This window comes from Micromonospora sp. NPDC050795 (assembly GCF_044456785.1).
Taxonomy (GTDB): Bacteria; Actinomycetota; Actinomycetes; order Mycobacteriales; family Micromonosporaceae; genus Micromonospora.
Genome location: NZ_JBITGE010000031.1, coordinates 16,633 through 34,974, shown reverse-complemented (window position 1 = coordinate 34,974; position 18,342 = coordinate 16,633). Strand labels below are relative to the sequence as shown.

At 68.9% G+C, this 18,342-nt stretch carries 18 protein-coding genes and 2 pseudogenes; 8 read left to right on the top strand and 12 right to left on the bottom strand.

Going from position 1 to position 18,342, the window contains the following annotated elements:
* Nucleotides 1-134: 134 nt before the first annotated feature.
* Nucleotides 135-1,139, top strand: a complete 1,005-nt coding sequence (locus ACIBEF_RS24570; RefSeq protein ID WP_396795492.1) for a hypothetical protein — start codon at nucleotides 135-137, stop codon at nucleotides 1,137-1,139.
* Between the two features lie 111 nt (nucleotides 1,140-1,250).
* Here the strand turns inward: ACIBEF_RS24570 and ACIBEF_RS24565 are convergent, their stop codons facing one another.
* Together ACIBEF_RS24565 and ACIBEF_RS24560 are read right to left on the bottom strand one after the other, a co-directional pair.
* A complete protein-coding gene (locus tag ACIBEF_RS24565; protein ID WP_396795491.1) occupies nucleotides 1,251-2,135 on the bottom strand; it encodes a S41 family peptidase in 885 nt (294 codons plus the stop codon).
* A 56-nt stretch (nucleotides 2,136-2,191) separates the two neighbouring features.
* Entirely contained in the window at nucleotides 2,192-2,857 is a 666-nt protein-coding gene (locus ACIBEF_RS24560) for a TetR/AcrR family transcriptional regulator (protein ID WP_396795490.1), read from the bottom strand.
* 101 nt (nucleotides 2,858-2,958) lie between these two features.
* On the opposite strand from ACIBEF_RS24560, the gene ACIBEF_RS24555 reads away from it, so the two are divergent.
* Nucleotides 2,959-3,873, top strand: a complete 915-nt coding sequence (locus tag ACIBEF_RS24555; RefSeq protein WP_396795489.1) for an SDR family NAD(P)-dependent oxidoreductase — start codon at nucleotides 2,959-2,961, stop codon at nucleotides 3,871-3,873.
* An 82-nt stretch (nucleotides 3,874-3,955) separates the two neighbouring features.
* On the top strand, nucleotides 3,956-4,186 hold the full coding sequence (locus ACIBEF_RS24550; RefSeq protein WP_396795488.1) for a DUF3592 domain-containing protein: 231 nt from the start codon (nucleotides 3,956-3,958) through the stop codon (nucleotides 4,184-4,186).
* 11 nt (nucleotides 4,187-4,197) lie between these two features.
* On the opposite strand, the gene ACIBEF_RS24545 is transcribed toward ACIBEF_RS24550, so the two are convergent.
* Both ACIBEF_RS24545 and ACIBEF_RS24540 read right to left on the bottom strand, forming a co-directional pair.
* Nucleotides 4,198-4,827: a VOC family protein gene (locus ACIBEF_RS24545; RefSeq protein WP_396795487.1), complete on the bottom strand. Its 630-nt coding sequence runs from the start codon at nucleotides 4,825-4,827 to the stop codon at nucleotides 4,198-4,200.
* Nucleotides 4,828-4,896: 69 nt separating this feature from the next.
* Nucleotides 4,897-5,571, bottom strand: coding sequence for a winged helix-turn-helix transcriptional regulator (locus ACIBEF_RS24540; protein WP_396795486.1), 675 nt, complete (start codon nucleotides 5,569-5,571; stop codon nucleotides 4,897-4,899).
* 258 nt (nucleotides 5,572-5,829) lie between these two features.
* Here ACIBEF_RS24540 and ACIBEF_RS24535 point away from each other — a divergent pair, with 258 nt between their 5' ends.
* Nucleotides 5,830-6,396 carry a dihydrofolate reductase family protein gene (locus ACIBEF_RS24535; RefSeq protein ID WP_396795485.1) on the top strand — a complete coding sequence of 189 codons (567 nt, stop codon included), beginning with the start codon at nucleotides 5,830-5,832 and terminating at the stop codon, nucleotides 6,394-6,396.
* 3 nt (nucleotides 6,397-6,399) lie between these two features.
* On the opposite strand, the pseudogene bla reads toward ACIBEF_RS24535, so the two are convergent.
* The 4 genes and pseudogenes from bla to ACIBEF_RS24515 all read right to left on the bottom strand — a co-directional run bounded on the left by bla (nucleotide 6,400) and on the right by ACIBEF_RS24515 (nucleotide 10,993).
* Nucleotides 6,400-7,324 (bottom strand): annotated as a pseudogene (bla, locus tag ACIBEF_RS24530) (class A beta-lactamase).
* 26 nt (nucleotides 7,325-7,350) lie between these two features.
* Nucleotides 7,351-9,966, bottom strand: coding sequence for a rifamycin-inactivating phosphotransferase (rph, locus tag ACIBEF_RS24525; protein ID WP_396795484.1), 2,616 nt, complete (start codon nucleotides 9,964-9,966; stop codon nucleotides 7,351-7,353).
* Nucleotides 9,967-10,147: 181 nt separating this feature from the next.
* Nucleotides 10,148-10,342, bottom strand: a complete 195-nt coding sequence (locus ACIBEF_RS24520) for a hypothetical protein (protein WP_396795483.1) — start codon at nucleotides 10,340-10,342, stop codon at nucleotides 10,148-10,150.
* 219 nt (nucleotides 10,343-10,561) lie between these two features.
* Nucleotides 10,562-10,993 carry an ATP-binding protein gene (locus tag ACIBEF_RS24515; RefSeq protein WP_396795482.1) on the bottom strand — a complete coding sequence of 144 codons (432 nt, stop codon included), beginning with the start codon at nucleotides 10,991-10,993 and terminating at the stop codon, nucleotides 10,562-10,564.
* 480 nt (nucleotides 10,994-11,473) lie between these two features.
* Between ACIBEF_RS24515 and ACIBEF_RS24510 the strand changes: the two genes are divergently transcribed.
* Nucleotides 11,474-12,493 carry a fatty acid desaturase family protein gene (locus tag ACIBEF_RS24510; protein WP_396795545.1) on the top strand — a complete coding sequence of 340 codons (1,020 nt, stop codon included), beginning with the start codon at nucleotides 11,474-11,476 and terminating at the stop codon, nucleotides 12,491-12,493.
* Between the two features lie 79 nt (nucleotides 12,494-12,572).
* On the opposite strand, the gene ACIBEF_RS24505 is transcribed toward ACIBEF_RS24510, so the two are convergent.
* Both ACIBEF_RS24505 and ACIBEF_RS24500 read right to left on the bottom strand, forming a co-directional pair.
* Nucleotides 12,573-13,304, bottom strand: a complete 732-nt coding sequence (locus ACIBEF_RS24505) for a GAF and ANTAR domain-containing protein (protein ID WP_396795481.1) — start codon at nucleotides 13,302-13,304, stop codon at nucleotides 12,573-12,575.
* Nucleotides 13,305-13,345: 41 nt separating this feature from the next.
* Nucleotides 13,346-14,068 (bottom strand): GAF and ANTAR domain-containing protein, encoded by a 723-nt coding sequence (locus ACIBEF_RS24500; RefSeq protein ID WP_396795480.1) that lies wholly within the window; start codon nucleotides 14,066-14,068, stop codon nucleotides 13,346-13,348.
* Between the two features lie 953 nt (nucleotides 14,069-15,021).
* On the opposite strand from ACIBEF_RS24500, the gene ACIBEF_RS24495 reads away from it, so the two are divergent.
* Together ACIBEF_RS24495 and ACIBEF_RS24490 are read left to right on the top strand one after the other, a co-directional pair.
* Complete coding sequence (locus ACIBEF_RS24495; protein WP_396795479.1) at nucleotides 15,022-15,318, top strand: hypothetical protein; 297 nt, start codon at nucleotides 15,022-15,024, stop codon at nucleotides 15,316-15,318.
* A 78-nt stretch (nucleotides 15,319-15,396) separates the two neighbouring features.
* Nucleotides 15,397-16,368 carry a diacylglycerol/lipid kinase family protein gene (locus tag ACIBEF_RS24490; protein ID WP_396795478.1) on the top strand — a complete coding sequence of 324 codons (972 nt, stop codon included), beginning with the start codon at nucleotides 15,397-15,399 and terminating at the stop codon, nucleotides 16,366-16,368.
* 188 nt (nucleotides 16,369-16,556) lie between these two features.
* Here ACIBEF_RS24490 and ACIBEF_RS24485 read toward each other — a convergent pair.
* Nucleotides 16,557-16,745 (bottom strand): annotated as a pseudogene (locus ACIBEF_RS24485) (phage holin family protein); the annotation flags it as partial.
* A gap of 102 nt (nucleotides 16,746-16,847) precedes the next feature.
* A complete protein-coding gene (locus ACIBEF_RS24480) occupies nucleotides 16,848-17,081 on the bottom strand; it encodes a hypothetical protein (protein WP_396795477.1) in 234 nt (77 codons plus the stop codon).
* A gap of 213 nt (nucleotides 17,082-17,294) precedes the next feature.
* Between ACIBEF_RS24480 and ACIBEF_RS24475 the strand changes: the two genes are divergently transcribed.
* Nucleotides 17,295-18,332: a fatty acid desaturase family protein gene (locus tag ACIBEF_RS24475; protein WP_396795476.1), complete on the top strand. Its 1,038-nt coding sequence runs from the start codon at nucleotides 17,295-17,297 to the stop codon at nucleotides 18,330-18,332.
* Nucleotides 18,333-18,342 lie beyond the last annotated feature (10 nt).

Here is an 18,342-nt window from a genome sequence, read left to right as displayed (position 1 = left end):
CGCCGACCGCGCGCTGCGCGTCGCGATCCGGGACGGAAGTCCGACGTTGGGTGTCCGCTCGTTCACGCAGGGTCCAATCTGGAAGCCGGCTCGCCGTGGGGGCGGTCGCTACACAATGGACAGTGGAGGTTCGGATGCTGATCATCGCGGAGGAGAAGGACGCCTACCCACCGAACGGTCAGATCCCCAACCTGGAGACCGACGAGAAGGCGTACGGCGACATCCTGGCCAGGATCGAGCCGCTCCTGCCCACCGACCTTCGGGGGGAGGTGGTCGGCGTGTTGGTGAACTGGTCGGAGAGCGCGCTGATGCCCGGTCAGGGCTTTGGTGTGTGGGCCGAAGCCATCGCGGCGGCGACCAACTACGCGCGACGCGAGGCCGCCCGTGCCACCGACAGCGGTCAGCGGCGTCGCGACCAGGCCACTGAAGGGGTCGACCTGGTGAAGCTCAACGCGGCGGTGGGGAGTACGGGCAGGACCGGCGACCCGCAGATCGCGTTGCGCGACGAGAGCCGCAGGTGGGCCAACTGCGGAATGGCGGCGTTCCAGATCCGCGAGCAGTTGCGCACTGCGGGAGGTAAGCCGGCCCGACTGTCGCACGACACCTACGGGGCTGGCGGCGGCGAAGCGCTCAAGAAGGCGCTCCTCGCCACGCCGGCCAGCGACGCTACCGTCCTGCTGCTCGACTGCCAGTTCCCGCAGGTGCACAACTTCATCATCGAGGTGCACAGCGACGGGTCGCGCTACCTGGCCCAGGGCTACCAGGGCACCTACTTCGCCCACTGGTGGCTCGGAATCAACAACAGCTACTCCGCGAAGGAGGTTCCGGCCGAGATCCTCGCCCTGCGCGAGCGGTACGGGCTGGGTCGGGCAATCCGCCCGGAGGACTACGCGGCCCTGCTCGACGGCCTTGTCGTGGCCATCTCGTCCGGCTGGCAGGAGACCGCGAACCACTGGCCGGCGTTGCCGTTCAACCCTGACCGGCAGGAGATCGACGGGATCCGCCGCCGGTCCGGATCGCCGACTCTCCTCGTCGAGGTGTTCGAGCTGGGCGAGCCCGCCGTGGCTCGGAAGGCTCTCGGCGACACCGGCGTCGCGTCGCTCAGCGAGCTGGCCACCCGAGGCATGGCGACTGCCTGACGCTGTGTTCCCGGCCGGCGTGCTGCCGGCTGAGAATACGAGACCGCGGCGGGGCCCGGAAGGTCCCGCCGCGGCCGAACGGTGCAACCAGGTGAGGCCCGCTTGTTGTGTCTACGCGCTCACGATGGCCTTGAGCGCGGTGTCGAGTGCCTGCTCCGCCGGGACGGGAACGTCGGGGATCACTCCGACGCCCTCCCAGTTGCTACCGGTGACGCTGTTGATGGTGCGGGCGGTCGGCACGGTCACGAGGATGTGTTCGGTGACCGGGTGGCGGGCTGTGGGATGTGCGCCGCCGCGTGTCGTCTCACCGACGACGACGGCCCGGCCGTGCGCCTGAAGGGTGTACGCCACGTCCTCGCCCCCGGAGAACGTCGTCGCGCTGGTCAGCACGTACACCGGGCGGTCGGCGTAGCGCGGCGCGGGTAGGTGGGCGGTCGTCCAGAACTGGCGGGTCGCGCCGGTGGACCGCTCGTAGAAGTCGTTGAGGTGCACCTGGTCGTCGCGGAAGAAGTAGCTGCACCACATCGCGGCTCCCTCCGGTGTTCCGCCGGAACAGGCGCGCAGGTCCAGGATGAGCGCGGAGCTGAGGGCGACCAGTTGCATGGCCGCGCCGATCGCGGCAGCGCCCTCGTCGGCGTACGCGATGCGCCGCAGGTCGATGAACCCGACGTTGCCGTCCAGGTGCTCGACCCGGCGGATGCCCTGGTTCTCCGCCCTGAGCAGCGCGAGGAACGCCGCCCGCCCGCCGTCCTCGTCCGCTGGATCAAGCGACTGCGGCTGGTCCGACCACAGCAGCCGCAGATGCTTGTCCGGGCACACCTGCTGAAGGTGTGCGGTGACCGTCTCGCAGAGCGCCGGCCCGTCCAGGCCGTCGTACTCGCCCGCCGCGAGACGACGCCGGATCGCGGCGTCGATGTCGGCGACCTTCTCGGGAAAGACGTAGCCCGCCCCGATCCGATCCAGGGCCTGTCCGACTACCTCTTCGTGTGAGGGCACGGCTGGCAACGCTAGACCTCGAACAGCGTCATGAACAGTGAATTCCGCCCAGCGACTCAGGAGCGCGGCAGCATGCCGACGAGCGACGTGATGATGGCGACCCGCAGGGCTGTCCGTAGGTCGACGTGGTGGACCGCGAGCGCCGGCTCGGACTCGTAGACGGCGAGCAGGCTCGGCGGCGGCGAGGTGTAGGCGGACAGCGCGCCGGCCATGATCAAAGCGTTCAGGCAGAACAGCTCGGCGTTGTCGCCGACCTCGGGCAGGTGCCGCCGGACGAGGCCGGCCATCACCGCGAGGTTGCCCAGCGCGGCCCGCTTGTGCCGGCGGACCACCTCGACCGAGACGTTGTGTTCGAGCACCCCGCCCTGCGCGCCGAAGAGATCGCAGAGCACCGTCTGGGCGGCGAGCGAACGGCTGAGCACGTCGGCCGTCTGCTCCACCCGTTCCATCGCCGGCCGGCTCACGTCGACACCGTGGGCCAGTTCCTGGTCCAGTTCGGCCAGCCAGGTCGTCGTCCGGTCGTCCAGCAGGTCGAGCAGGATCGCCTCGCGGGACTCGAAATAGCGCAGCACCGCCGTCTTGGCCAGGCCGACCCGCCGGCTCAGCTCGTTCAGGGTCACCTCGGCCACTGGCATCTCGTCGAGCATCGCCGAGGTCGTCTCCAGGATGGCCCGGCGTCGGACCTCACGCTGCTCCTCGCTGCGCGCCCGCTGGAACGTCATGACACCAACCCTAGCTTAGGTACCGGCGGTTTCTTGACAGCGTACCGGTGGCACCTTACCGTTCAGGCATAACTTACCGGCGGTACTTTAAGGGGTTTGACATGAAGTGGACCGAGCAGCAGATCCCTCGCCAGGACGGCCGGGTGGCCGTGGTCACCGGCGCCAACACCGGGCTGGGCTTCGAGACCGCCCGGCGGCTCGCCGAGCGCGGGGCGTCGGTCGTGCTGGCCGTGCGCGACACCGGCAAGGGCAAACTGGCCGCCGCCCGCATCAACGGCGACGTCTCCGTACGCGAACTGGACCTGACCTCGCTGGAATCGGTGCGCGCCGCCGCGGCCGGTTTGCGCGCCACCCACCCGCGGATCGACCTGCTGATCAACAACGCCGGCGTGATGTACACCCCGAAGCAGCGCACTTGCGACGGCTTCGAGATGCAGTTCGGCACCAACCACCTGGGCCACTTCGCGCTCACCGGACTGGTGCTCGACCTGCTGCTGCCTGTGCCCGGCTCCCGGGTTGTCACCGTCAGCAGCGTTGGCCACCGCATCCGCGCCGCCATCCACTTCGACGACCTGCAAGGGGAACGTGCCTACGGCCGGGTTGCCGCCTACGGGCAGTCGAAGCTCGCCAACCTGATGTTCACCTACGAGTTGCAGCGCCGGCTCGCCGCGCACGGCACCACCGTCGCGGTGGCCGCACACCCCGGCGTCTCCAACACCGAACTGGTCCGCAACGCCCCGGCGGCCGTCCGCGCACCGATCACCTGGCTCGCCCCGGTGATCACCCAGCCCGCGACGGCCGGCGCACTGCCCACGCTGCGCGCCGCCACCGACCCGTCAGTCCTCGGCGGGCAGTACTACGGCCCCGACGGCCTCGGCGAGGCGCGCGGCTACCCGAGGCTTGTCACTTCCAGCCCCGACTCCTACGACGTGAGCGTGCAGCAACGCCTCTGGGCCGTCTCGGAAGACCTCACCGGCGTGCGGTTCCCGGTCGGCCGGGCAGCCGTCGCGGCGTGACAGTGCCGAGGGTGGGCGGGTGACGCCGTTCGCCCCCTGTGCGGGATCCTGCTGACCGGTATCGGCGTCACCATCATCTGGAATGGTCGAGGTTGGCCGGGGGAGGTCTACGACACCGCCACGTACCGGTGACTCCGTCACGGTCCTCTACTCGCCGGATGACCCGGAGCAGGGCCGGCTGTGGGTGTCCCGGGGTGGGGCGGAGTTTCTGCCCGCGCTCGGCGGGATAGCGGTCGCGTTCGTCGGGCTGTGGGGCGTCGTCTACGAGCTTCTCAAACGGCGCCGCCGACGGCAGGTGACCGCCCGAGCGTAGTTCGGGCCGCCTCAGTCGCGGCCGACCCAGGTAGCGACGCACGCCTCGTTGCCCTCGGCGTCGGCCAGGACCCACCACATGGGCGCGTGCGCGTCGGACACCAGGCGGCCGCCGGCGGCCGGGGCAGCGGCGATGCGAGCCTCTGCCTGATCGTGCGGGACAGCTATGTCGAGGTGCATGCGGTTGCGGTGTGGGCGCGCCTCGGCCATGTGCTGCAACCCGAACCCCGGGCCGCGCCGTAACGGATCGAACAGGTGGTCGTCGCCGATCTGGCGGTAGCCGAGCAGCGCCCGCCAGAACGGCAGAATGTCCGCGCTGGCGAGTGCGTCGAGGGTGATGTTGACGAGTTGGACGGCGGTCGGATCGGCGCGGATGTCCAGCTTGTTGGCTGCGGCCGAGATGCGCCGCGCCAACGCGATGTCGCGCCGGGCCAGGCTCACGGTCACGCCGGTGCCGCGCAGGTCGACGCTGAGGTACTGCTGCTGGGCTTCGTCGGTGAGCCGGCCGATCTCGTCGACGAGCGCGATGCCCTCGGCCAGTGAGCCGGTCGGGAAGTAGGCCGAGACCAGGTGGTAGAGGGAGCGCCAGTCCTCGACTCCGTCGGCCGCGTGGAAATGCGCGGCCCTGATCTGCGCGGTCATGTCGGCGAACCTAACATCGGCAGTGTTGCGCGTACGCGCACATTCCCCGCTCGGACGGATCGCCGGTCGTCAGGGCGTGGCAGGCCGGGGTGCGGGGGTGAACGGGGCCAGGAGCAGATCGGTGAGGCGCCGCCTGGCGTCCTCGTCACCGCTCAGCCGCAGTGCCCCCGACCCCACCGCCGCCGCCATGGTGATCTGTTGGCCGCAGACGGCCCGAAGGGTGTCGATGTCGGTGGTGAGCGCCGCATCGGGGTTGGACGCCGTGCCGCGCCGGAGTTGTACCGCCTCGTCGGCGACGTCGGCGAGGTACGTGTCCGAGTCGATGTGGAACGCGTAGCTGCTGGCGAGTGCCGGGGCCCGCGCCGGGTCGAAGGCGGCCTTGATGCTGAGCAGCAGGGAGTCGATGCCGAGGGCGCCGTCGGGTTGCTGAGGGGACCGGCTTCCCCAGCGTCCGAACTGGAGGAGGATCGGCTCCAGGGCGCGACCCCATTCGGTGAGTTCGTAGAGGTGGACGCGCGTCGGTGGGCCCAGGTCCCGCCGCTGCACCACACCGTGCTCGGTCAACTGGCGCAGCCGCTGGCTCAGCACGTTGGGACTCACGCCGGGTAGGCCACCGAGCAGGTCGTTGAACCGCCTGGGGCCGAGCAGGAGGTCGCGCACCACAAGCAGCGCCCACCGCTCACCGATGATGTCCAGTCCACGCGCGACGCCGCAGGGATCTCGGTAGGTGCGCATGCCGCTCATGGCGTCCACCCTACCTAGATCCTGATGCAGGAGTGTCGCTTGTTCTTTAGGAGTTGGGGCCCTAGCGTGGCTCACATGAGCCCGCCGCAAGGTCACCCTGACCGACGCCGGGGGCGTCCTGCCGGAGTACCCCACCTGGGTCGGCGTCGTCGACGTCCAGAAGTGGTTCCCGGCTCGCACACCGTAACCCGTCCGAGCTCCGCTCACGGCGGCCGGTAACCAGCCCGGGGATGACCGCACCATGACGGAGGACGAGAGATGCGCAAGGTTGTCGTGTCGATGTGGACCACCCTGGACGGATTCGTCGCCGGCCCCGACGACGAGATGGACTGGCTCCTGGTCGACGACCACCTGCAGACGTACGAGCGGGCCCTGGTGGACAACGCCGGCAGCCTGCTGCTGGGCCGGATCACGCACGCCGACTTCGCCGGCTACTGGCCTCAGACCGCCCAGGACCCGAACCAGTCGGACGACGTACGGGGGTATGCCCAACGCCTCGACGTGTTGGAGAAGATCGTCGTTTCTGCCTCCGGAAACACCGCCACCTGGGCAAACACCCGGCGGCTCACCCACCTTGACGCCGACGAGATCACCGAACTCAAGCGTCGGCCCGGCGGCGATATCGTTGTCTACGGCAGTCTCACAGTGATCCGATCCCTCGCCGATCTCCGGCTCATCGACGAGCTGCACCTCCTGGTGCATCCCGTCTTCCTTCGTCGGGGTAGGGCGCTCTTCGACGGTGGTCAGCCGGCGGCACGACTGGAGCTGGTGTGCGCCGAACCCTTCGCCTCCGGGGTGGTCCTCATGAAGTACCGCCCCGCCTAGGACTCACAGCTGGGCGACGACCACCCGGGTGGCCTGGGCGATGAGCGTGTCGTCGGGGGTGGCGTCCTTCGTGTCGCGACTGGACAGCACCGCCAGCACGATCGGGGCCCGGTCGGGCGGCCAGATCACCGCTATGTCGTTGCGGGTGCCGTACCCGCCGGTCCCGGTCTTGTCCCCGACCACCCAGCCGGCCGGCACCCCGGCGCGGACCAGCGCCGTGCCGGTGGTGTTGCCCTGCAGCCAGCCGCGCAGCACGTCGCGGTCCGCCGGTTCCAAAGCAACCCCCACTGTGTACGCCCGCAGGTCGTCGGCGAGGGCCCGCGCGGTGCTGGTGTCCCGCTTGTCGCCCGGTGTTCCCTCGTTCAGCGCGGTCTCGTAGCGGGCCGCCTCGGTGACCGTGTCGCCGAGCGCGCGCAGCTTCGCCTCGAACCCCGCCGGCCCGCCGAGGTGGCGCAGCAGCAGGTTGCCGGCTGTGTTGTCGCTGTAGCGCACGGCGGCGTCGGCGAGGGCGCGCAGGCTCATGCCCTCGCCGACGTGCTCCTCCGTGACAGGGGGAGTGCGCCACCAGGTCCCGCGCCGGATACCGCACCACCCGGTCCAACTGGTCGTCGGTGGTGACGTCGAGCACCTGGGCGGCAGCGAGGGCCTTCCACGTCGAGGCGTACGCGAACCGCTCGTCGGCGCGGTACTGGACGGTGCGACCGGTGCCCGTGTCGACGGCGTGGATCCCCAGCCGCGCCCTGAACTGCTCCTCCAGCCGACGGAACTCCTGATCGGCGGCTGGCGACGGTGCGAGCGTCACCTCAGGGCTCGGCGTCGTCCGCGCCTCGGTGGAGTCGCGGTTGCCGCCGCCGCTGCACGCCGCCAGCGACACCACTGTCACCGCCGAGGCCACCACTGTCGCCAGACGCCGGACCGGGAACGCCATGTCATTCCTCCTGCGGGTGCCGTCGGTCAGGGCAGGATCTCGACGTACCCGTCACTGCCGTGCACGCGGATCCGCTGCCCGTCGCGAATCAGCCGGGTGGCGTCGAGCACGCTGACGACGGCCGGCAGGCCATACTCCCTCGCGATCACCGCGCCGTGCGTCATCAACCCGCCGACCTCCGTGACCAGGCCGGCGATGCCGACGAACAGCGGCGTCCAGCTCGGGTCCGTGTGGGCCGTGACGAGGATGTCACCCGCTTCGAGGTCGGCCTGCGCCATGTCCAGGATGACGCGGGCACGTCCCTCGACAGTCCCGGCGGACACCGGCACACCGGCCAGGGCGCCGGCCGGCAGGTCGTCGCGTCGGTACGCCCCGGTGATGACCTCGCCGTCGGAGGTCAGCACCCGGGGCGGGGTGAGCGCCTGGTGTGCCCGGAACTCGTCGCGACGCTGCCGGATCAGCGCGGCGTCCACCCGGTGTGTGCGGACCACCTCGTGGAACTCCTGGAACGTGAGGTAGAAGACGTCCTCCGGCTCGGCGAGCACCCCGGCGTGCACCAGCCGCTCGGCCTCGGCCAGCAGTGCCTGCTTGTACAGGAAGTAGCGGCTGACGATGTCGTACTTCGGGTACTCCCGATAGCCGATGAAGGCCCGCACCCGGTCGATCATCCGCTCGGTCTCGTCGGCCTTCTGCTGCCCGTCCGGCAGCGCCCGCAGGCGCGTCAACACCTCTTGCGCCTGCTGCCGCGCCCGCTGTTGGCCCTGCTCGAAGCGCCGCCGGGCCGCGCCCGGCTCGAAGAGCTTGACGTTGTCGAGGAGTACGGGCACGAGCGTGGCGGGGCGTTCGCTCCACCGTGGCCTGGTGATGTCGATCTCGCCGACGCAGCGCATTCCGTACCGATCGAGGTACGCCTCGATGGCGGCGTGCGCCTCGGCCCCGCCCGTGACCTTCGGCAGCTCGTCGAGGACGTCGTCGTGCGCGACGTCCTGGAGGAACGCCACCACCTCCGGATACGGACGGATCACGTCGGCGACGTCGAGCAGCGCCAGCCCCATCTCCGACGTGACGTTGCCGGGGGCGGAGAGGGTGAGGGTGCCCGCGGCGTTCTTCTCGCCCAGCCACTCGTGCAGCCGGTCGTTGAGCCACCAGGTGGCCTCCATACCCGCCATGATCGCCTGCATGTTCAACGGATCACTGAGGATCCGCTTGTGCTCCTGGAACGCCTCATGCAGGAAGTCGAACAGCGCCGTACCGGTCACCGTCGCGATGTCGCGTCGCAGGGCGGCGATGGACGCCTCGCTGCGCTCGATCAGCTCGGTCACGATCGCCGGGTCGGCCTCGCCCGAGGTGGACGGGCCGCCGGTCGTCGGCCCACCCGGACCGGCCTGGTCCGGCAGCGTCGGAACGAAGTCCCGGCGGTCGAGCAGGGTCTCCAACGCGTCGCGCATCAGCGGATCGTCGCGCCCCGCCATTGTGAGGAAGCCGGCGCGGCTGGTGGGGGAGGCCAACAGCCGGGTGGCGTCGACGAACAACCTCCCGCCGGCCGCCACCATCCGGGCCATGGCGGTCAGCTGCCACATGGAGAGGCCCAACGGCCGCATGGCGTCGGTCATCATCTGCTGGTGACCGACCGAGAGGTAGACGTGGTTCTCCTGGTCGTCGGCCGCCGGGACGGGGAACAGCGTCGTGATCGGCCGGCTCTGCACGATCTGGAAGTCGTCGTCGACCAGGCACCATTCGATGTCCTGCGGGCGGCCGAAATGCGCCTCGATCCGTCGCCCGAGCCGCACCAGCCGCAGCGCCTGAGCCTGCGTCAGCGCCGGCTGCTCCTGCCGCTGGGGGTCGATCGCCACTTCCCGCGTCCCGCCGCCGGGCAGCGCGGTGACGGCACGCTCCTTCGCGGCGACTGTGCTGGCGACCACCTCACCGTCGCGCACCGTGAAGACGTCCGGGTTCACCAGACCGGACACCAGGGCCTCGCCGAGGCCGAAACTGGCGTCCACCGTCGCGACCTTCCGGTTGCCCGTCACCGGGTCCGCCGTGAACAGGATGCCGGAGGCATCCGGAAGAACCATCCGCTGTACGACGACAGCCATCTGGGCGGTGCGATGGTCGATGCCGTTGCGCAGGCGGTAGATGACGGCCCGCTCGGTGAACAGTGACGCCCAGCACCGGCTGACGTGCCGCCGGACCGCCTCCGGCCCCACCACGTTCAGGTAGGTGTCCTGCTGGCCGGCGAAGGACGCGGTGGGCGTGTCCTCCGCGGTCGCGCTGGACCGTACGGCGTAGGCGGCCTGCTCGCCGAACCGGGCGAGCGCGCCGGTGATCGCGGCGGCCAGGTCGCCCGGAACCGGTATCTCCTCGACGCTGCGGCGGATCTCCGCGCTGAGCGTGCTGATCGCCGCCCGGTCGTCCGGGCTCAACCGCGACAGCTGATCGAGCCGATCGTCGATCGACGGCGTCTGCGCCATGACCTTCCGGAAGGCTGCCGTCGTCACGCAGAACCCCGCCGGCACCCGGATGCCGTCGATCCGGGACAACGCGCCCAGGTGCGCGGCCTTGCCGCCGACCACCGACACCTGCGCCTCGTCGACCTCTCGAAGATCCAGCAGTGGTGCCCGGTCGCTGCGGTCCCCGTCCATCGACAACACACCCACGTCGCGCCCCCGTTACCTTGTTTGTGCTGGTCCGGCCGCCGATTCTGCGCCATGACCGGGGTCTTGCCGCAAGCCCCCAGGTGCGGTATACGTTAGAAGTGGCAGGGAGAGCGATCTCCCTGCCGTTTGTTTGGCGCGGCGGCCGAGCGGGCGATCGGCCCCCGGCTCAGTCGTAGGGAAGTCGGCGCTGCTCGATTGTCAGCCCTCGGCCCAGCTGCCAGGAGGCGGTGGGCCAGGCCGCGATGAAGCCAGCTATCAGCCCGAGCTGATCGGCGAACCCGAACGTGGCGCTGTCGGGTCGCAGGGGTGGCTCCGGCAGGACCACCCGATGGGCGAGCGTCAGCCACGCGAACAACGCCACCTCGCCCCTTCCGGCAGCCGGGCGAGTCTTTCATGTCGTACTCGTCCGGATTGGCGAATCGGGCGTTCCCGCCGGTGCCACCGGTCGGTGTCCGCGCTAGCAGTCGCTTCATGATCGCGGCGTCGTCCGGATCTCGGAACCGCACGTCAACGACCTGCTGCGAGAGACGCCTCGGCGGCATCGATGAATGCCTTGGTGCTGTCTACGCGGCGCCTGCGATCATGAGGGATACAGGAAGGCCGCCCAGGTGTGCTTGGCCGTTGGGGTTTGGTACCAGCCGATGCGTGACGACAGGGATTGGCTGATCATCAGTCCGCGGCCGCGACACCCAGCAACGACGGGGTCGGTGAGATGCGGGCGGCTGGTGAGGTCGCTGTCGGACACGTCGAGGATCAGGTACTCGTCCTGGCTTGAGAGTCGGATGATTGCCGGTGGCGTGCCGTGTTGCAGCGCGTTGGTCGCCAGCTCCGTTGCGACCAGGAGAAGTCGTCCGCCGAAATCCTCCCGCAGGTCCGTGGGGAGGGGCGTCAGATCGGCGAGGCAGCGGTTCAGCGATATCCGTAAGCTCCGTAGCTCATTGCCGCCGGTGAGCGGCCACCGCTGCAGCTCAGCGGCTCCCGGCGGGGGCCGGGACACGTGGAAACTGGTCATCCTCTTTGCATGCCCTCGTGAGGCGGGATGAAGCCGGGAGGCAACGGGTAATCATCGTCGCGGTGGACGGGCGCACCGGGAGTGGTGGCAGACGGCGGCGACATCGCTCGAACAGCCTCCTGCGGATGCAGACCCGATCGACCGCAGACCTGCTGACTTCCGTCGATGTGCTGCTCACCGCGACGCCGGAGACCGGCACGGTGTCGCCCGTGTGAGCCGGTTCGGAGTTGTCACGCCGTTTGGTCGTCCTCGGCTCGGGTATCCGATCACGTGCACGGCCGATGTTGTGCCTGGCTACGTGGCAGCCGTCCAGACTCCTGCGGTTCGTCTCAGCCTTCTGCACCTGCACCTGTACCTGAGCACGACGGCGGATTCGTCGCCGTGCCGGCAGACGAGACCCGAGGAGTCGCGCCGATGAGCGCACCCGTTTTCCTTTCCGATGCCGTTTCCGGCACTATCTGGCCGCCCACCTCCCCAACGATGATCTCGGCCCGGCCGCCGAAGTCCGCGACCGGTAGCGAATTCGCTGCCCTGAACCGGCGGATCTCCGAGGCGGGCCTCCTCAAGCGGCGTCCCGCCTACTACGCCGTACGGCTCAGTGTCGTAGCCACCATGTTGCTGGGCGCCTGGACGGCGTTCTTCCTGATCGGCTCCTCCTGGTGGACGCTCGCGGTCGCAGCTGTCCTCGGCCTCGTGTTCTCCCAGGTGGCATTGGTGGCGCACGATCTGGCCCACCGGCAGGTGTTCCGCACGAAGGCGCCGAGCGAACGGGTGGGGCGGATCGCGGCGAACATCGCGGTCGGGATGAGTTACGGCTGGTGGATGGACAAACACACCCGCCACCACAACAACCCTAACCACGACGACCTCGACCCCGACGTGCAACCCGAGGTCCTGATATGGGCATCGGAGTCGGCGTGGGGTCGGCGAGGGCTGAAGGGTTTCATCACCCGCCACCAGGCCGGGCTGTTCTTCCCCCTACTGACGCTGCTGAGCATCGACCTACGTATCTCGAGCGTCAAGGCGCTGCGGCATCCCGGCATGAAGCACCGTGGCCTGGAAGCCGGCCTGATGGCCCTGCACCTGGCCGCGTACGCCAGCGCTCTGCTGGTGATGCTGTCCCCGCTGCAAGCCCTCACGTTCTTCCTGGTGCACCACGCGGTGTTCGGCGTCTACCTGGGCATGACCTTCGCACCGAATCACAAAGGCATGCCGCACCCGACCGGCAGTGAGGACTACCTGCGTAAACAGGTCCTGACCTCCCGCAACGTGACCGGCGGTTGGCTGACCGACACCGCGCTGGGTGGCCTGAACTACCAGATCGAGCACCACCTGTTCCCGGCGATGCCGACCCCGAACCTGAAGAAGGCACAGCCCATCGTCGAGGCCTACTGCAGGGAGATCGGCGTCGCCTACGAGCAGACCAGCCTGACCGAGTCCTACCGTCAGGCGCTGCGCCACCTCCACGCAGTTGGCGCTCCGCTGCGCGGCACCCGGTGAAGCACGCCGCAACGTTCAAGCAAGCAGCGATCGCCTCACGGTCGGTGGCGAGCACAGCGGCACAACGGTGACGACCTGTTCAGGAGCGAAGAACCTTGGACAGGACCGCTGAGTCGGTGACCAGGGCGTGAGCGACGGCGGTCAGTTTCTGGTTGTTCCGTCGGGAGTAGTCACGGATGATCATGAAAGCGTCATTGACGTCGATGCCCGCAGCCTGCGCGACCGCGCCCTTGGCCTGCTCGATGACGATGCGGCTGTTCAAAGCCCCTTGGAGTTGCTCGGTCAGGACCTCGCCGCGGCGGATGGCGCGTTCCTGAAGCAGGCCGATCGCGGCGACATCGGCCAGGGCCTGCATGATCGGAACGTCGGCGCCGGTGAAATCGCCGCCCTTGGTGTCGCCGAAGACATTCAGCGCGCCGATCACCTCACGGCGTAGCCGTAGCGGGAACGCGTGCACCGACTGGAACCCGGCGGCGGTGGCTCGCGGTGCGAAACGCGGCCACCGGGAGGCCGCGCTGCGCAGATCCACGTTGATCACCGGCTGGCCGGTTTGGACCGCTTCCAGGCAGGGGCCCTGCTGGGTCTGCAACTGGAACAACTCCACCAGCTTGACGTCCTCGTTGGAGCCCGCCATGAACTCGAGCCGGCCGCGCTGATCGGCCAGGAGCAGGCCGGCGGCGGCCGCGCCGACCAGGTCGACGGCCCGGTCGGTGAGCGTGTGCAGAAACTCGATCAGGTCGAAGTCGTCGACGAGGGTGTCGGCGACCTCGACGAATATCGTCGCCAACCGCTCCGCGGAAACGGTGCTCATCTCTGCCTCCCGGCCTGTCCGGCTCTCACCAAGAACTTTGATCATTTGACGTCACTGTCGAAACGCAGCCGGCGCGCGACGACGTCACGGGCCACATCGGCCAAGCGGCGGTCTTCGGCATACGCGTACGCGCGGATTCGTACCATCGCCTCAGCGATAGTTACCCCAAGCTGCACCATGACCATGCCTTGAGCCTGGGCCAGTTCCGAGCGGTATCCGATCTCGTCAGCATCGTCAAGGCCGGCGATGCCCGCGTCTTCCTGCTGGTCGAGCATGGTGGTCACGGTGACCTCGGCGAAGGCGAGAGCGTCGGCGAGTTCCGTGCCGCTCAACGGGCCGATGTGGGTGCGGAACACGTCCAGGACACCGAGGCGGGCGGCGCCGATCTGCAACGGGAACGCGAACACCGCCCGTAGGCCGGCCTGCCGGGCGGCGGGAGTGTAGAACGGCCAGCGGCGGCCGGCCCCGGGACCTGACTCGCCGAGGTCGGGGACCAGGACCGGCCTGCGGGTGGCGAACGCGTCGATGCAGGGCCCCTCACCGAGCACGAACTGCAGTTCCTCGAAGCGCTCGCTGAGCGGGTCGGACGCGGCGGTCGCCCCGCGGGCTCCGTCCACGGTCATCACGCTGACGCCTGCCCCGGACGCCGACAGCGCCTGCGCGGCGGCCCCGCACACCCGGCGCAAAAGGCCGGCCTGATCGTCGGTGTCGCCGGGTTGCTGTGCGATGAGCTCCGCGATGACCGAGAACCGGTCGTCATCCACGGCAGGCGCCTACGTCCTCGCGGGCATAGACCCTTTGACGCGACGTCGACGGGCGGCGGGAATGAACAAGATCTTCGGGGGGCACGGTGGCACCTTCCACGTGAGGTGCCACCGAAGCTTGGGGCAGCAGAACCGGTCTGTCCGGTCATGCCGAACCTACCAGGCCGATCGGCACCGATTGATTTCACAGCAACGCGAAAGGTGAATGACGGGCCGTGCGACGCCTCCGGCGACGGGGTATCGTCTGCGCTGCGGCCCTCGTGGGCTGTTGCCCCAGCCCTCGGCAGACATCGAATCATGCCGAGGTGCGTAGTGAACACGGGATCCGACGATGGCTTCGCCGTCACTGTGCTGTCCGCCCCGGACGTCGCATCGGCTCTGATCTGCCTCGGCGGCGACATCGACATGGTGGCATCCGCCGCACTGTCCGCGGTCGCCGACCGACTGGCTACCGTAGCCCCCGCCAGCGTCGTGATCGACCTGGCCGCAGTCACCTTCGCCTGCTCCGTTCTGCCCAACTTCTTGGTACACCTCCGTCACCGTCTGCCGGCAGACTCCGCCATCCTGTTGTGCCGTCCCACCGTCGGCACGCGGCAAGTCCTGCGACTGACAGGGATGGACCAGATCGCGACGTTGCGTGCGGATCTGCCGATGCCCGTACACCCGCTGCCGCCCAGCCGGAGCCCGCGACGCGGACCGACGAGTTAACAGTTGCCCCCGAACTGCCCACTGTTTCGCGACCGGCAGGGTCGAAAAGCGCATGTCGCGCCCTTCGACAGGCCTTTTGAGGCATCGCTCGGCAAACGGGTAGAACCGCTCCTGTTTAAAAAATTCAGCCAGGGCAATAGATGATTGATAGCAAACGAGTACCTGACTGCCGTCACAGCTTCTGCTTCAATCCCGTGCCGCCAGAGCGGTACGAGGTCCACGTGTGATCGGCTCCTGGAGACATGATGTCCAGCACCACCACCAACAGCACCGGCGCCTCCGTGAACGGAACGGTGCGGCGCCGTTCGATTGAGACGAAGGCCGCGTTCAAGACCACCGAGTTCATCGCGTACGTGGTCATCACGGTGGCCGTCCTGATCGCCTCTCTGGTGGTTGACGGCAACGGCGATGGCGACAACGGCGCCGGCGGCGACTACTTCCGCGCCGACCGCGCCTGGTTCTACGTCGTACTGCTGACCATCGGATACCTGGTCAGCCGCGGCCTGGCGAAGTCCGGAAGTCGCGAGAACGCCGATTCCTGACAGCACTGACAACCGCCGCCGGCCCATGGGTCGGCGGCGGTTGCACGTCCTCACTGAAAAGGACTTCCCTTGGACGTCATGACCATTACAGGCCCTCTACGATCAGCTGTCGTCGTGAACCCGGTGAAAGTGCCCGACCTCGCCGAACTGCGTCGCACCGTCACCGACGCCCTTACCGCAAAGGGGTGGCCGGAACCGATGTGGTTCGAGACCACCGTCGACGATCCCGGCGCCGGACAGACCAGGCAGGCTGTCCGGGACGGCGCCGAGCTCGTCTTCGCCTGCGGCGGCGACGGCACGGTGATGGCCTGCGTGACCGTCCTCGCCGGCTCCGACGTCGCCCTGGCCGTGCTGCCCGCCGGCACCGGCAACCTGCTGGCGGCCAACCTGGGGCTCTCCGGTGACCTCGCCCGCGGCCTTGAGGTCGTCCTGCAGGGTGGACGACGCCGTATCGATGTCGGCGCGGTCGGCGAGCAGCGCTTCGCCGTGATGGCTGGTATGGGCTTCGACGCGCACATGCTCGACGCCACCAACGACACCGCCAAGGAGCACATCGGCTGGCTGGCCTACGCCGCTGGTGCTGCCCAGCACCTGCGCGACCGCCCCATGCACCTGCGCATCACCCTCGATGACAGGCCGGCCTTCACTCGCCGGTCCCGTACGGTGATCGTCGGCAACGTCGGCCGGCTACAGGGCGGCATTCGACTGCTCAACGACGCGCAGCCTGACGACGGCTTGCTGGATGTCGCCATCCTCAGCCCCCGGACGTTGCGTCACTGGGCCGCCCTTGGTTGGGGCGTGTTGCGCCGCAAACAGACCGTGTCGAACATGGAGACCTTCACCGCCAGCCGGGTGCACGTCCGCAGCAAGCGCGCTCAGCCGCGCCAGCTCGACGGCGATCTCATCGACCCGGGCAAGGACTTGCTGGTCGCCGTGCTGCCGCAGGCCCTGCTGCTCTGCGTGCCGCAACCCGCCACCGACCCCGACCTGACCCACGACGCCGCCGCCGTCGACCGCGACGCCCGTGAAGTACGGGCAACTACGCACTGACCTCCAGCCTGTTGGTGCCGCACAGCAGTAGGGTGAGCGCCACCACCGGGATCCGGCGCAGGTTTCCGACCTTCTTGCGCCAGCAACTCGTCGTGTGCCTGCCCGGCAGAGCGCATTGGGTGTCTGCCGCTGCCTCTGGTTGCGGTGGGTGTGATGGGCATTGCCGTGCTGACCTGTTTCTTGCCGCGTTGGGCCGCGATCGCGGCGGCGATGGCGGGGATCACCGTGACGATCAGGGCGGCTACGGCGTCGGGCATGACCGCTGCCAGGGTCAGCACGAGCGTGGCGACGGCGGTCGCGCCGGCGAAGATCCCGAGCACCGCGCCGCCGCCGAGCAGCCCGGCGCCGACGCCTGCGCGCTTGCCCTTGGCGGTCATCTCCGCCCGCGCCAATGTCAGCTCGTCGCGCACCAGTCGGGTGATCTGATCAGTGTGCTCATCTCTGTCGGGCAGGGAGTGGCCCGAGGCGCTGCCTGGGGGTCAGTGGTGCTGCGCGAGCGGAGCACTCTCGGGCTTGTGCGCGGGGGCGTCGATACGCCCGCCGGTCATCGGTGCGAGGCCGTCGTCGAGCTGGCCCGCGACGTCAGCCGGCGGGAAGCCACCGTCCTGGCGGCGACCTCGGAGTGTGAGCATGCTCGCCGCTCCGGTCACCGCTCCAACCGCGAAGGCAAGGACGAGCGTCTGCCGTGCGATGGGCTTCCTCTTCTGCGCCATGACAACCCCCTGAATCCGACCTGACCTCATGGTCCTGATTGTCGGACTGGACCGGAGATGTCGGGTACCTAATCGGCGGACGTGCATGAAGGCGAACGGTGCTTTGCACCGTGGTTGCCGTGAGCTGGCGTTTCCTTCTGCGGGGAGAGGGCTGTGAGGAAGACTGGAACCATCAACCTGCCCTGAACTGGCGGTCGTACAGGAGTGGCGACAGTGAGTAATGCGGATGTTGGCGCCCGTAGTGACCGCGGCAGTGCGTACGCCGAGCTGTCTCGCCTGGTCCGAGGCGTGGGTCTCCTCGACCGTCACCCGCGCCGCTACGCGGCCCGGTTGACGGTCCTGCTGGGTTGTCTCGTGCTGATGGGCGTGGTTTTCGTTCGACTCGGTTCGTCGTGGTGGCAGACGGCCACCGCCACCGGCGTGGCGGTGCTGCTCGCGCAAGTGGCGTTTCTCGGTCACGACGCCGGGCATCGACAGGTCTTCCGATCCCGTCGGGCGAATGACGTGCTCGGCCTGATCTGTGCAAACCTGATGACCGGGATCAGCTACGGGTGGTGGGTCGACAAGCACAACCGCCACCACGCCCATCCGAACACCGAAGGCCGCGACCCCGACATCGTCGTGGCTCCGCTGTCGTTCACCTCGGGGCAGGCCGCGACGCAGCGCGGCGTGCGGGCGCTGTTCGTCCGACACCAAGCGACGCTGTTCTTCCCCCTGCTCATGCTGGAGGGTCTGCATCTGCACGCCGCCAGCGTCCGGGCGGTCGTCAGCCGCGGTGGCCTCAGGCGCCGACCGGCGGAAGCCGGCCTGCTCGTCCTGCACTTCGCCGGCTACCTGGCAGCCGTGTTCCTGGTCCTGAGTGTTCCGCAGGCGATCGTGTTCATCCTGGTCAATCAAGCGATCTTCGGGCTCTACCTGGGCAGCTCCTTCGCCCCGAACCACAAGGGGATGCCCATCCTGACCGAGGCCGACGACCTCGACTACCTCCGTCGACAGGTCCTCACCTCCCGCAACGTGCGCGGCGGCCGGTTCCTCGACGCACTCCTCGGCGGGCTCAACTACCAGATCGAACACCATTTGTTCCCCAGCATGCCCCGACCGAACCTGCGCCTCGCCCAGCCCTTGATTCGCCAGTTCTGCGCCGAACACGGCGTCGCCTACCACGAGACCACTCTGATCCAGTCCTGGTCCCAGGGGCTGGCGCACCTGCGCGCGATCGGGACCGAAGCGGCCCGCCCGGGAAGTGACTGAGTCTGGTCCA